12 protein-coding genes are annotated in these 13,794 nt (G+C 70.8%); all 12 read right to left on the bottom strand.

What is annotated here, in order from left to right; genetic code table 11:
• Positions 1-25 precede the first annotated feature (25 nt).
• Positions 26-1,048, bottom strand: coding sequence for an ADP-ribosylglycohydrolase family protein (locus tag ACIQI8_RS38145; protein ID WP_402361455.1), 1,023 nt, complete (start codon positions 1,046-1,048; stop codon positions 26-28).
• Complete coding sequence (locus ACIQI8_RS38140) at positions 1,045-1,779, bottom strand: NUDIX hydrolase (protein WP_402361453.1); 735 nt, start codon at positions 1,777-1,779, stop codon at positions 1,045-1,047. The genes ACIQI8_RS38145 and ACIQI8_RS38140 overlap by 4 nt, the downstream gene beginning before the upstream one ends.
• 174 nt (positions 1,780-1,953) lie before the next feature.
• Positions 1,954-2,520, bottom strand: a complete 567-nt coding sequence (locus ACIQI8_RS38135) for a TIGR03086 family metal-binding protein (RefSeq protein WP_402361449.1) — start codon at positions 2,518-2,520, stop codon at positions 1,954-1,956.
• A gap of 240 nt (positions 2,521-2,760) precedes the next feature.
• Positions 2,761-3,921 carry a pseudouridine synthase gene (locus ACIQI8_RS38130; protein WP_402361446.1) on the bottom strand — a complete coding sequence of 387 codons (1,161 nt, stop codon included), beginning with the start codon at positions 3,919-3,921 and terminating at the stop codon, positions 2,761-2,763.
• The gene (scpB, locus tag ACIQI8_RS38125) at positions 3,921-4,577 is read right to left on the bottom strand and encodes an SMC-Scp complex subunit ScpB (protein ID WP_402361443.1); all 657 of its coding nucleotides are present in this window, start codon (positions 4,575-4,577) and stop codon (positions 3,921-3,923) included. The genes ACIQI8_RS38130 and scpB overlap by 1 nt, the downstream gene beginning before the upstream one ends.
• Positions 4,574-5,596, bottom strand: a complete 1,023-nt coding sequence (locus ACIQI8_RS38120) for a segregation and condensation protein A (RefSeq protein ID WP_402361440.1) — start codon at positions 5,594-5,596, stop codon at positions 4,574-4,576. Before ACIQI8_RS38120 ends, scpB begins: the two co-directional genes overlap by 4 nt.
• A 19-nt stretch (positions 5,597-5,615) precedes the next feature.
• Positions 5,616-6,176 (bottom strand): hypothetical protein, encoded by a 561-nt coding sequence (locus ACIQI8_RS38115; protein WP_402361437.1) that lies wholly within the window; start codon positions 6,174-6,176, stop codon positions 5,616-5,618.
• Positions 6,161-7,348, bottom strand: a complete 1,188-nt coding sequence (locus tag ACIQI8_RS38110; RefSeq protein ID WP_401727458.1) for a ParA family protein — start codon at positions 7,346-7,348, stop codon at positions 6,161-6,163. The genes ACIQI8_RS38115 and ACIQI8_RS38110 overlap by 16 nt, the downstream gene beginning before the upstream one ends.
• A gap of 403 nt (positions 7,349-7,751) precedes the next feature.
• Positions 7,752-8,867, bottom strand: a complete 1,116-nt coding sequence (ald, locus tag ACIQI8_RS38105) for an alanine dehydrogenase (RefSeq protein ID WP_402362759.1) — start codon at positions 8,865-8,867, stop codon at positions 7,752-7,754.
• Positions 8,868-9,011: 144 nt separating this feature from the next.
• The gene (locus ACIQI8_RS38100) at positions 9,012-11,132 is read right to left on the bottom strand and encodes a tetratricopeptide repeat protein (protein WP_402361434.1); all 2,121 of its coding nucleotides are present in this window, start codon (positions 11,130-11,132) and stop codon (positions 9,012-9,014) included.
• A 170-nt stretch (positions 11,133-11,302) separates the two neighbouring features.
• Complete coding sequence (locus ACIQI8_RS38095) at positions 11,303-11,929, bottom strand: NUDIX domain-containing protein (protein WP_402361431.1); 627 nt, start codon at positions 11,927-11,929, stop codon at positions 11,303-11,305.
• A 120-nt stretch (positions 11,930-12,049) separates the two neighbouring features.
• A complete protein-coding gene (locus ACIQI8_RS38090) occupies positions 12,050-13,699 on the bottom strand; it encodes a CTP synthase (RefSeq protein ID WP_402361428.1) in 1,650 nt (549 codons plus the stop codon).
• Positions 13,700-13,794: the final 95 nt, after the last annotated feature.

The following is a 13,794-nucleotide window of genomic DNA, read 5'->3' as shown; positions in this document are numbered from 1 at the left end:
GCCCCAAGAATCCCAGAGGGGCGGGTCAGGAGTCCCAGAGGGCCCCGAGGGTCATCAGGTCGCTCTGGTACTCGATGCGGTCGGCCCACTCCGTCGGCCACGCCTCGCTGCCGCGGTGGGCGCCCGCGAAGGCTCCGGCCAGGCAGGCGATCGAGTCGGAGTCGCCGGAGCTGTAGGCGGCCCGCCGGATGGCCGTGACCGGCTCGTCGGGGAAGCCCAGGAAGCACAACAGTCCGGTCGCCAGGGCCTCTTCGGCGATCCAGCCGGCCCCGGTGGCCAGACACGGGTCGGCCTCCGGATCGAAGGTGCGCACGGCGTCCTCCAGCCGGTCCAGGATCGCCAGGCACTCGCGCCAGCCGCGGGCGATGTACTCCTCGGGCCCGCCGTCCTGGCTTCGGGTCCACAGGTCGCCGAGCCAGGACTGGTGGTAGTGACCGCGGTTCTCCTCGGCGTACGCCCGCAGTTGCTCGACGAGTCCGGCCGGCTCGGCGCCCTGCGCGAGCAGGTGCACGGCGCGCCCGGTGAGGTCGGACGCGGCGAGTGCCGTGGGGTGCCCGTGGGTGAGGGCGGCCTGCAACTGGGCGGCGCCGGCGCGCTGTTCGTCGCTCAGCCCGGGGGCGAGTCCGACGGGCGCCACGCGCATGTTGGCACCGCAGCCCTTGGAGCCCATCTGGCTCGCGTCCTGCCAGGGCAGGTCCGGGTTCTCCAGCAACTCGCAGGCCCGCAGACAGGTGTTGCCCGGCGCGCGGTTGTTGTCCGGGGAGCGGTTCCAGGCGATGAACTCCTTTCGTACGGTCACGGCCATGTCCTCGGGGCCGAGCGCCCCGCGGTCCATGGCGGTGCGCATTCCCCGGGCCACCGCCAGGGTCATCTGCGTGTCGTCGGAGACGATCGCGGGCTTGATGAGTGGCATCTGCCGCCAGGGCCCGAACTTGGCGAGGATCGAGGGGATGTCGTTGAACTCGGTCGGGAATCCGAGGGCGTCCCCGAGGGCGAGGCCGATCAGAGCCCCTGTGGCTGCGCGTTTGTCGACGATGGTGCTGGTCATGCGGAACGTCCTTCCGGGTTCGGCCGGAGCAGAGGCGGCTGGAGAGTGGTCGCGGGGCCCGCGCGGTACAGCGCGGCCGGCTTGCCACGGCCGCCGGTCAGGCGCGCGGCGCCCGGCACAGGTTCGACGAAGCCGGGCGTGGCGAGCACCTTGCGGCGGAAGTTGGGCCGGTCCAGGGCGGTGCCCCACACCGTCTCGTAGACGTGCCGGAGCTCGCCGAGCGTGAACTCGGCCGGACAGAAGGCGGTGGCCAGGCAGGTCAACTCCAGCTGCGCACCGACGTGTTCGTGGGCGTCGGCCAGAATCCGGTCGTGATCGAAGGCGAGCGGCCAGGGCTTGTCGTACGCCAGCCAGTCGGCCCGTGCGGCGTCGCTGCCCGCCTTCGGCTCGGGCGCGTCGGGCAGCAGCGCGGTGAAGGCGACGGACACCACTCGCATACGGGGGTCGCGGTCGGGTTCGCTGTAGGTCCGCAGCTGCTCCAGGTGCAGCCCGGTGACGTCGGCGAGGCCGGTCTCCTCGGCGAGTTCGCGCCGCGCGGCCGTCTCGGCCGACTCGCTCGGCTCCACGAAGCCGCCGGGCAGGGCCCAGTGACCGGCGTAGGGCTCCTGGCCGCGCTCGACGAGCAGGACGTGCAGGGCGCCGGAGCGGATGGTGAGGACGGCGAGGTCGACGGTGACGGCGAAGGGCTCGTAGGCGTATTTGTCGTAGCCCTGCGGCTGCTTGTGGCCCATCCACCCCGCCCCTTAATGGTCACTGCGACTATAAAGAGCGTGGGCGTCCTTCCACAAGCCCTCGGTCACCGCCCCTTTGTCACAACTCCCGGGCGCCGAAGGCCTCCTGGGCCACGACTGCGCGAACGCCGTCAGCGCCCGTCTACCCCTGCGCCCCGGGCCGACACCCGCCCCTCACTCCGCAAGGGCCGCGCGCCGCCCGAGGAACGCCAGCAGCCGGACGTCGAGCCCTGCCCGGGCCGGCACGGCGACCTGCGCGCCGAACCGCTCTCCCCGGTCCTCCCGCGCGACCACGCACCGCGCCACGGGCAGCAGTTCGGCCGCCAGCGGGACCGGGATGGGCCGTGGCCGCCCGCAGGCCTGCGCCACGTCCCAGCCGTGCACGGCGATCTCCACGGCGCCCACGGCCCCCATCACCCGTACGTCCAGGGGCCGTTCGCCCACCAGGACCGTCTCACCCGTGTCCCCCGTCGGCCTCGTCGCCCACGCGCCCAGCACCGCGCACGCACGCGTGCGGAACGCGCACGCCGGATCCGCCCCGGGCACTCCGGGAAACAGCCCGATCCGCCCGCCGGTGAGCCCCTCGTGCAGCGCCTCCAGCGCGTCGTCGAGATGCCCGAGCAGCTCGCCGAGGTCCCACTCCCCGCACGGCGTGCCCCGCCCCAGGCTCCCGGGCGCGACCCCGGCCACGCTCCCCAGCGCGTAGGCGAGCGAACGCTCCAGCAGCTCCCCGGAGTTCACGACAGCCCCTCGGGGCACCCGGGGCGCCCCAGCGGCCCCGCATCGGCCACAGCGGCCTCTGAGCGCCCTTCAGGCGCCGTCTTCGTGTCCATACCCGCTCCTCGTCTCGGCCGTCAGCCATACAGACCGTCGGCAGGGCGAAAACGCATCGGCCGGCCCCGGGGAAAATCCGGGACCGGCCGAAAGCGAAACCCTGTGAGGGGGATCCGCGAGCGCGTACGCCTCTTGAGCGAGGCCGTTCTAGAGGTCGACCTCCTGCATCAGCATCCCGACCTCCGTGTTCGACAGCCGCCGCAGCCAGCCCGACTTCTGGTCGCCCAGCGTGATCGGGCCGAAGGCCGTGCGCACCAGCCGCTCGACCGGGAAGCCGGCCTCCGCGAGCATGCGGCGCACGATGTGCTTGCGGCCCTCGTGCAGGGTGACCTCGACCAGATAGTTCTTGCCGGTCTGCTCGACCACCCGGAAGTGGTCCGCACGCGCGTACCCGTCCTCCAGCTGGATGCCGTCCTTGAGCTGCTTGCCCAGGTCGCGCGGGATCGGGCCCACGATGGCGGCGAGGTAGGTCTTCTTCACGCCGTACTTGGGGTGGGTCAGCCGGTGTGCCAGCTCGCCGTGGTTGGTGAGCAGGATCACGCCCTCGGTCTCGGTGTCGAGCCGCCCTACGTGGAAAAGCCGGGTCTCGCGGTTGGTGACGTAGTCGCCGAGGCACTGACGCCCCTCGGGGTCCTCCATGGTGGAGACGACACCGGCCGGCTTGTTCAGCGAGAAGAACTGGTACGACTGCGTGGCGACGGTCAGCCCGTCGACCTTGACCTCGTCGTGCTCCGGGTCGACCCGCTTGCCCTGCTCGACGACGATCTCGCCGTTGACCTCGACCCGGGACTGCTCGATCAGTTCCTCGCAGGCACGCCGGGAGCCGTAGCCCGCACGTGCGAGGACCTTCTGCAGCCGCTCGCCCTCCTGCTCGGCGCCCGGGAAGGTCTTGGGCGGCTTCACGTCCTTCTTGCCCGCGTACCGCTCCCGGTTGCGCTCCTCGGCCCGCGCGTCGTACTCACGCGAGGTCGCCGGCACCGAGCGCCCGCGTCCGGTGCCCTGGCCCTGCTTGGGGCCGCCCTTGGCACCACCGCGCGCGGAGGCGCCCCGCCCGGACTTCGGGCCCTCGTGGGAGGCCCCCGGGCCTACGTCGTAGCGGCGCTCCTCGGGACGCGGCTTGCCGGGACGCTTCGGCTTGTCGTCGCGCCCTCCCGCGCCCCTGGGCTGGGAGCCGCCCCCACCGGAACCCCGGGAGCCGCCACCGCCGCCGGAACCGCGGGGATTGCCGCCCCCACCGGTCCCGCGGGGGTTGCCACGCCCGCCGCTCCTGCCACTACCGCCGCCACTGCCACTGCCACTGCTTCGCATCAAAGTTCCGTCGTCGTCGTGTCGTCTGCATCTGCATCCGGTGCATCCGGATCGAACGACGGGACCCCTTCCAGCGTCTCCGCCTCGATCGCCTCGGCCTCAGGGAGGAAGGGCGCGAGCTCCGGGAGCTCGTCCAGGCCGCGCAGGCCCATCCGCTCCAGAAAGTAGTTCGTCGTCGTGTACAGGATCGCACCTGTTTCGGGTTCCGTGCCCGCCTCCTCGACCAGACCCCGCTGCAGGAGGGTGCGCATCACACCGTCGCAGTTGACTCCGCGGACCGCGGAGACCCTGCTGCGGCTGACCGGCTGGCGGTACGCGACGACCGCCAGGGTCTCCAGGGCCGCCTGGGTGAGCCGGGCCTGCTGCCCGTCCAGGACGAACCCCTCGACGGCCTGAGCGAACTCCGGCCGGGAGTAGAACCGCCACCCGCCGGCGATCAGCCGCAGCTCGAACCCACGCCCCTGGACGGTGTACTCGTCGGCCAGTTCCCGCAGGGCGTCGCGGATCCGCCGCTTGGGCCGCTGCAGTATCTTCGCCAGGTGCTCCTCGGTCGCGGGCTCGTCCACGACCATGAGGACGGCCTCCAGGGCGGGCTTGAGATCGAGGTCGGCGACAGTGCGCGGGCCCGCCGCCGGATCGATGGTCTCCTCACTCACGCCTTCTCCTCCTTGGCGGGCTCGTCCTTGGGCACCTCGGGCGGCCGGTCGAACTCGTCGGTGACCACGGGCTCGCTCCCGCCGTCCCCACCGGTCCACCGCACGATCAGATCCCCGAGCGCGGTCTCCTGATCGAGCGCGACGGCCTTCTCCCGGTACAGCTCGAGGAGGGCCAGGAACCTCGCTACGACGGTCAGGGTGTCGTCGGTGTCCTCGACGAGCGTGCGGAAGCTGGCCTCGCCGAGTTCCCGCAGCCGCGCGACCACGATCCCGGCCTGCTCCTGCACGCTCACCAGCGGCGCGTGGATGTGGTCGACGTACACCTGCGGCTTGGGCCTGGGCTGCATCGCCTTCACGGCGAGCTTCGCGAACCCCTCGGGCCCGATGCTGATGACCACCTCGGGCAACAGCTCGGCATGATGCGGCTCAAGTCCGACGGTACGGGGATACCGGCGCGCTTCCTCGTCGAGCCGCCGGTTGAAGATGTCGGCGATCTGCTTGTACGCCCGGTACTGCAGCAGCCGCGCGAAGAGCAGGTCCCGAGCCTCCAGCAAGGCCAGATCCGCCTCGTCCTCGACCTCGGCGGAGGGCAGCAGCCGGGCGGCCTTGAGATCCAGCAGCGTGGCGGCGACGACGAGAAACTCGGTCGTCTGGTCGAGATCCCAGTCCGGCCCCATCGCCCTGATGTGCACCATGAACTCGTCGGTGACCTTGGACAACGCGACCTCGGTGACATCCAACTTGTGCTTGGAGATCAACTGAAGCAGCAGATCGAAGGGCCCCTCAAAGTTGACGAGCCGAACCTTGAAGATGCCGTCATCGGCTTCGGGGACGTCCTCGGAGGCTTCGGGGACGGTCTCCGGCGGTTCGGGAGCCGGTTGTTCGACCTCAGGTTCGCCGCCACCGCTGTGCTCAGCCGGCTCAGCCGGAGGCTCGACCTCGACCCCGGGCCCCCGCCCGAGCGCACGCCGACGACCGCCGGAGGCAGCGGCGGCTGCGGGAACGTCGTTCGAGGTCATAGCCCTCGCAGGCTACCGCCTACCGCCCACGCAGTCGCCGTACCAGAATGCTCGCGTCCCCACGGGACTCCAGATCCGCCAGCACCACGGCGACAGCCTCCCGCACGATCCGACCGCGGTCGACCGCGAGCCCGTGCTCACCCCGGAGCACCAGACGCGCGTGCTCCAGATCCATGAGCTCCTCGGCGGAGACGTACACCGTGATCTTCTCGTCGTGCCGCTCCCGCCCGCTGGGCCGGCGCGAAGGACTCCGCCCCCGCTTGCGCGGAGACGCCTCGGCGGCAGAACCTTCCTGCGCCCCCTGACGTCGCGCGGAGCCGGCCGCACCGCGACTGCGGGACTCGCCGTCGTCGGCCTCCGACTCGGCGGCCACATGCTCGGCGCCCTCGCCGTCGCCGCCCTGTACGGGCACCGACTGCGGCGCGTCCTCACCGGCCGCGACCCCGTCGCTCTCCCCCGCGGGAGCGGGCACACGGGCTTCGCCGTTGACCCCCCGCCGCGGAGTGGACGGCTGGAGCGCCATTCCCCCTGTCGTACGGAAGAGTTCGTCGGCCCCCGGCAGACTCACTCGGCGTGACACCGGGCGAGCACCTCCCTGGCGAGCTGACGATAGGCGGCGGCACCGACGGAGTTGGAGGCGTACGTGGTGATCGGCTCACCGGCGACCGTGGTCTCCGGGAAGCGGACCGTGCGCCCGATGACCGTGTGGTAGACGTGGTCGTCGAACGCCTCGACGACACGCGCGAGCACCTCACGGCTGTGCACCGTGCGCGAGTCGTACATGGTGGCGAGGATCCCGTCGAGTTCCAGCTCCGGGTTGAGTCGCTCCTGGACCTTCTCGATCGTCTCCGTCAGCAGTGCGACACCGCGAAGAGCGAAGAACTCGCACTCCAGAGGCACTATCACCTTGTGCGCGGCCGTCAGAGCGTTGACCGTGAGCAGACCGAGCGAGGGCTGACAGTCGATCACGATGTAGTCGTAGTCGGCCATCAGGGGCTTGAGGGCCCGTTGCAGTGTCGACTCGCGCGCGACCTCGGAGACCAGTTGGACCTCCGCCGCCGACAAGTCGATATTGCTCGGCAGCAGGTCCATGTTCGGGACCGCGGTCTTCAGGAGCACCTCGTCGGCCGCCATGCCCCGCTCCATGAGCAGGTTGTAGACGGTGAGGTCGAGCTCCATCGGGTTGACCCCGAGACCCACCGACAGCGCGCCCTGCGGGTCGAAGTCAACGAGCAGCACGCGCCGTCCGTACTCCGCGAGCGCGGCACCCAGGTTGATGGTCGACGTGGTCTTGCCGACGCCGCCCTTCTGGTTGCACATCGCGATGATCTTCGCGGGGCCGTGATCGGTCAGCGGGCCCGGGATCGGGAAGTACGGCAGCGGGCGTCCGGTCGGGCCCACGCGCTCGCGGCGCTGGCGGGCGGCGTCGGGCGCGAGCGTGGCCGCGTACTCGGGGTCGGGCTCGTACTCCGCGTCGGGGTCGTAGAAGTGCCCCTCGGGCAGTTCGTCGTAGTCGGCGAAGTGGTTGTGGGGCGCGCCACTTCCGTCGCCGGCCATGGCGTTCACGTGATGGCCATCCATGCTCTGGTGTGCTGGCTGAGTCATCCCGGACATCTGAGACACCTGATGACTCCTCTGGGCTGCGAAGGTGCGCACAGCAACGGAGCCGACAGCCTCGAACCCCGCGGGACCCTGGCCCCGTACAGGCGTTCCTGGTTGACCACCCCCGGGAGAAAATGTCGACTCATTCACAAGTCGTCTTACCTCCTTGGTGACCAGGAAACTTCTAGACAGGTCAGCGTGGCACCATGCCGACGGTTGGCGACTCTATGGCGTGTCGGGCGTTCGCAGCAACACAATCCGCCGGACCCGGCAGGATGTGTCGGCAATGAAACATCCCTCTGTCAAGGGCGTACGGGCGTCGCACGGCAGGTTTCACCGGTGCACGAATCGGTTCAAGGGTTACGTTCGACGCGAGTTGACCGAGAGTCGCAAAGTGACCATACACACATCCGGCCGGACCTTGTGGTGCAAGGTCCGGCCGTGTGTACGTCGTTGACGCGCCTTGTTGACGTATCGCCTTTACGAAAAGGTGACTTAGTCCCTGAGCTGGCCGGAAGCCGCCATCAGGTCGCCGTTCATGTCGACTTGGGGCTCAGCCGAGCAACGAGTCGAGCTCCACGTGCTCCAGGCCGTGCGCCTCGGCGACCTCCTTGTAAACGACCTTGCCGTCATGGGTGTTGAGGCCCTTGGCCAGCGCGGGATCGCGGCGCAGCGCCTCCACCCAGCCGTGGTTGGCGAGTTCGACGATGTAGGGCAGCGTCGCGTTGGTCAGCGCGTAGGTCGAGGTGTTGGGCACCGCGCCCGGCATGTTGGCGACGCAGTAGAAGACCGAGTTGTGCACCATGAAGGTCGGCTCGGCGTGCGTGGTCGGACGGGAGTCCTCGAAGCAGCCGCCCTGGTCGATCGCGATGTCGACAAGAACACTTCCGGGCTTCATCCGCGACACCAGTTCGTTGGTGACCAGCTTCGGCGCCTTGGCACCCGGGATGAGCACGGCGCCGATCACGAGGTCGGCCTCCAGGACGGCCTTCTCCAGCTCGAAGGAGTTGGACATGATCGCCCGGACCTTGGTGCCGAAGACCTTGTCGGCCTCGCGCAGCTTGTTGATGTCGCGGTCGAGCAGCGTGACGTGGAAGCCCATGCCGACGGCGATCTGCGTCGCGTTCCAGCCGGAGACTCCGCCGCCGATGACGACGGCCTTCGCGGGCTGGGTGCCGGGGACGCCGCCGGGGAGCACGCCGCGGCCGCCGGCCGAGCGCATCAGGTGGTAGGCGCCGACCTGCGGGGCCAGACGGCCCGCGACCTCGGACATCGGGGCGAGCAGCGGGAGCGCGCGGCTCGGCAGTTCGACGGTCTCGTAGGCGATCGCCGTGGTGCCGGACTCGACGAGCGCGTCGGTGCACTCCTTGGAGGCCGCCAGGTGCAGGTAGGTGAAGAGCGTCTGGTCCTTGCGGAGGCGGTGGTACTCCTCGGCGATGGGCTCCTTGACCTTGAGCAGCAGGTCGGCGGTGGCCCAGACCTCGTCGGCGGTCTCCAGGATCACGGCGCCGGCGGAGACGTACTCGCTGTCGGGGATCGAGGAGCCGAGTCCGGCGCCGCGCTCGATGACGACGTGGTGGCCGCCGCGCACCAGCTCGTGCACACCGGCGGGGGTGATGGCCACCCGGAACTCGTTGTTCTTGACCTCGCGGGGGATGCCGACCTTCACGTGGATCACGGTCCTTGGTTCAGGGAATGTGGTGCATTACATGACATACCCAGGCACGAAGGCGCACACCGGGGTACACCGCAGGAGAAGGTGCGGCAGACCCAGTTTAATGAAGGCGTTCCCGCTGTCTAGCCTTTCATTGCATCAATCTTCCGTGGATGTACTACGGATTTCGCAGGCGTCAGCGTCTTGTTTCGGGAGATCGGCCTGCTCCGGCGCCTCTTCGGCCCGCTGTGGGCCGTCCTCGGCCCGCTCCGATTCCCCGTCCGTCCCCTCCGCCTCCTCCTCGCCCAGCAGCCGCTCCGCGGTCCCCCGGTGCAGCTGCGCCGCGGCGGGATCGCCCAGGCGCTCCAGCGTGTCGGCGAGCCGCAGGTGCAGCGCCGCCTGCAGCCGTACGTCGTCGGCGCGGCGCGCCCACTCCACGGCCTCGTGGCAGGTCGCCAGCGACTCCTCGGGCCGTCCCGCGTACTCCTGGACGCGCGCGAGCTCGCTCAACGCCCGGGCGTGGGCGCCCACATCGCCGTTCCTGCGGTGCCCGGCGACCGCGGCCCGCCAGGACCGCTGCGCCTCGCCGTAGCGGCCCGCGTAGGTCTGGGCGGCGCCGATGCGGCCGTACAGCCGGGCGGCCTCCGCGCGGTCGTCCCGGGCCAGCCGCTGGGCCAGCGCCCGGCCGAACCAGTCGGCGGCCCGGTCGAAGTCCCCGAGCTCCAGATGCGCCCCGCCTACGGATTCCGTCGCGCGGCCGGTCGCGTACGGGTCGTTCGCCTCGCGTCCGGCGTCCAGCGCGGCCCGGTAGCGCGCAAGGGCGTCCTCGGTCCGCCCGGTCTGGGCGTCCAGGTCGCCGAGGTTCAGCAGGGCCGCGGCCCGCTCGCGGGGCAGCCCGCGGCGCTCGGCCACGTCCAGGACGAGCCGGTGGATGCCGTACAGGTCGGCCGCGGCCGCCTGGGTGCCGAAGTGCGCGACCATCGCCCTGACCAGCTGGGACATCAACCGGCGGGCCAGCGTGTCCAGTTCCCCGTCGGCGACGGCGAGCCGGGCCGCGGCCAGCAGGGCGGGCCTGCGGATGCGCAGCCAGTCCTCGGCGGCCCGGGGGCTCGGGAAGCGCAGGGAGTTCGGCATGCCCTGGAGCTTCTCGCGCGCCTCGGGGTTGTCCGTCTCGGTGATGGCCCGGCAGGACTGCAGCAGCCGTACCGTCCGCTCCAGCATCCGGGCCCGGGCCAGCTGGAGCTCCCCGGCGCGGTCCTGGGTCTCCGTGAGGGCCTTCAGGAGGGGGTGCAGGCTGCCGGGGACCTCGTACTGCGGCAGCGGCGACTCCACCGCCCGCAGCAGGCCGAGGGCGACGAAGTCGTCCAGGGTGGTGCGGGCGCCGTTCACCGAGCAGCCGGCCAGCGCGGAGGCGGTGTGCGGGTCGACCAGACCGGCGGGGGCGAGGGCGAGCAGGCGCAGTATCCGGGCGGCCGGCGTGGGCAGCGAGGTGTACACGAGCCGGAAGACCCGGCTCAGCGGGGTGCCCTCGTCGTTCTCGGCACGCAGGTGCTTGGCGAAGTCGGCGACGGCCGCCTTGGGGCGGGCGGCCAGCCAGCCGCCGGCCAGGGTGAGCGCCTGGGGGTGCGCCTGGCACTCCTCGGCGAGGTCCTCGGCGGCGCGCGGGTCGACGGTGATGCGGACCGAGCCGGTGTAGCGGGTGAGCAGCTCCAGGGCGGACTTGGTGTCGAGGCCGCCGAGGGTGCAGGGGCGGACGTCGGAGATGCCGGTGAGCGGCCCGCCGGAGACGGCGACGACCAGGCAGTCCGGGGTGTCCGGGAGCAGCGCGTCGACCTGCTCGGCGTCGGCCGCGTCGTCCAGCAGGATCAGCGCCCGGCGGTCGGCCAGGGCGCTGCGCAGCGCCTCGGTGAGGTCGTCCTCGGCGGCTCCGGCGGGCGCGGGCCGCTCCAGTGCGGCGAGCAGCACACGGGCCACGCGCTCGACCGGCACGGGGGTTCCGTCGGGCTCACTCAACCGGGCTCGGAGCACCCCGTCGTCGTAACGTTCCGCGACCTGCCGTACGAGTTCCTCGGCGAGCGCCGTGCGGCCCGAGCCGGGGCGTCCCGCGATGAGCAGGACGCGCGCGCGGGGCGCCTTCCTGCCGGTCAGGGTGTCCAGGCCGGTGCGCTCGATGTCGGCGCGAAGTTCCTTCAACTCCCGTGTGCGGCCCACGAACTGACTCTCCGCAGGTTCGCGCCCCGACAGCCGGACGCCGCCTGTGTCCACCGCCTGATCCGTCACGGGCCACGCTCCCGTCCCACCGCACGCGCAAGCCCGCCGGGACTCCGGTATCGGGCGTTAACAGAGCCTAGTTCACGCTCTGCTACGTTCCGGGCGGAGCGCGGCGGGCACGTCCCCCGATCGGATCAGCCGATCGTCACACCGGACCCCGGAGAGGGGTGCTCGCGGTTTCAGGACTCGAACGGGCGCGCCGGCCAGGGCGCTTCCGCGGGGCGCAGCGCGTCGAGGCCGTCGCCGGTGCGCGCGGCGACCAGTGCGAGGACACCCACGACGAGACAGCTGCTGTGCAGGTCGCCGGCGAGCACACCGCGTACGAGCTCGTCGAGGGGCACGCGTGCGTGCTCCATGTCGGTCTCCTCGTCCTCGGCCTCGAAGCGCTGTCCGTCGGCCTCGGACAGATCGCGGGCGAGGAAGACGCGCACGGCCTCGTCGCAGCCGCCGGCGGTGGTGTAGAGGTCCGTCAGCACCCGCCAGTCCTCGGCCTTGACGTGCGCCTCCTCGTACAGCTCCCGCTGGGCGGCGTGCAGGGGGTTCTCACCGGGCACGTCGAGCAGGCCGGCCGGGATCTCCCACATCCGCTGGCGCACGGGGTGGCGGTACTGGCGGATCAGCAGGACGCGGTCCTGGTCGTCGAGGGCGAGGATGCCGACCGAGCCGGGGTGGACCTGGTAGTCGCGGCGGGCCACCGAGCCGTCGGGCATGACCACCTCGTCCGTGCGGACGGAGGTCTTGTTGCCCACGAACGGGGTCTCGGTTGCCCGGATCTCCCACTCCTCGGGGGTGTCCTTCAGCGTCATGCCCTGTCCTTCCACGAACCTCACCACGGCCGGCCACGGACCGGCCGGCGACCGGCCACAAGAAAACCGGGGTGCCCACCTTTTGAAGGTATGCACCCCGGCCACCGTACAACTGGTGTGTTACTTGGAATTCTTGCGCTCGACCGAGGCCTTCACGAGCCCGGCGAACAACGGGTGCGGCCGGGTAGGCCGCGAGCGCAGCTCGGGGTGCGCCTGCGTGGCGACCAGGTAGGGGTGCGTCTCGCGCGCGTACTCGACGTACTCGACGAGCTTGCCGTCGGGCGAGGTGCCCGAGAACACGATGCCGGCCTTCTTCTCCAGCTCCGCGCGGTAGGCGTTGTTCACCTCGTAGCGGTGGCGGTGCCGCTCCTCGACGTACTCCTTGCCGTCGTAGACCTCGCGCACGATGGAGCCCTCGGCCAGCTTGGCCGGGTACATGCCCAGGCGCATCGTGCCGCCCATGTCGCCGTCGCCGGCCACGATGTCCAGCTGCTCGGCCATGGTGGAGATGACCGGGTGGGCGGTGCCCGAGTCGAACTCGGTGGAGTTGGCGTCGGCGATGTCGGCCAGGTTGCGCGCGGCCTCGATCACGATGCACTGCAGGCCCAGGCAGAGGCCGAGGAGCGGGATCTTGTTCTCGCGGGCGTACCGGATGGCGCCGACCTTGCCGAGCACACCGCGGTCGCCGAAGCCGCCCGGGATGCAGACGCCGTCGACGTCGGCGAGCTGGGCCGCGGCGCCGGCCGGGGTCTTGCAGTCGTCCGAGGTGACCCACTTGATCTTCACGCGGGCCTTGTTGGCGAAACCGCCCGCGCGCAGCGCCTCGGTGACCGAGAGGTAGGCGTCGGGCAGGTCGATGTACTTGCCGACCAGCGCGAGGGTGATCTCGTGGTCCGGCTTGTGGACGCGGTCGAGCAGGTCGTCCCAGGTCGTCCAGTCCACGTCGCGGAACGACAGGTCCAGCTTGCGGACGACATAGGCGTCCAGGCCCTCGCTGTGGATGGTCTTCGGGATGTCGTAGATCGAGCGGGCGTCGGGACAGGCCACCACCGCGGCCTCGTCGACGTCGCACATCAGCGAGATCTTGCGCTTGATCGCGGTCGGCACCTCGCGGTCGGACCGCAGCACGATCGCGTCCGGCTGAATACCGATGTTCCGCAGCGCCGCAACCGAGTGCTGGGTCGGCTTCGTCTTCAGCTCTCCCGACGGGCCGATGTAGGGCAGGAGGGAAATGTGGACGACGAACACGTTGTCACGGCCGACCTCGTGCCGGACCTGGCGGACCGTCTCCAGGAACGGGAGGGACTCGATGTCGCCGACCGTGCCGCCGACCTCGGTGATAACGACGTCGACCTCGTCCGTCGCCATGCGGCGGATGCGGTGCTTGATCTCGTTGGTGATGTGCGGGATGACCTGCACGGTGTCGCCGAGGTACTCGCCGCGCCGCTCCTTGGCGATCACCGTCGAGTAGACCTGGCCCGTGGTGACGTTGGCGGTGCCGTCCAGGTCACGGTCGAGGAAGCGCTCGTAGTGGCCGATGTCCAGGTCGGTCTCGGCGCCGTCGTTGGTGACGAACACCTCACCGTGCTGGAAGGGGTTCATGGTGCCGGGGTCGACGTTCAGATACGGGTCGAGCTTCTGCATCACGACGCGCAGGCCCCGGGCCTTGAGCAACATCCCCAGGCTGGAGGCCGTGAGGCCCTTGCCGAGCGAGGAGGCGACACCCCCGGTGACGAAGATGTGCTTGGTCGTCGTGGATTTCCGAGGCATGGCCAAGAGGGGGCTCCCGTGGTCGCGGTCTGGGGTGCGGTACGGCTGCCGTCCGGGATTCTCCGGGGGCGCCGTCGCTGCGGTTCGGGGGTTTT

Origin of the sequence: Streptomyces sp. NPDC092369, from assembly GCF_044755245.1 — a bacterium.
Classification (GTDB): domain Bacteria; phylum Actinomycetota; class Actinomycetes; order Streptomycetales; family Streptomycetaceae; genus Streptomyces.
The sequence above is the reverse complement of the archived record's forward strand: the minus strand, read 5'-3'. Positions and strand labels throughout refer to the sequence as shown.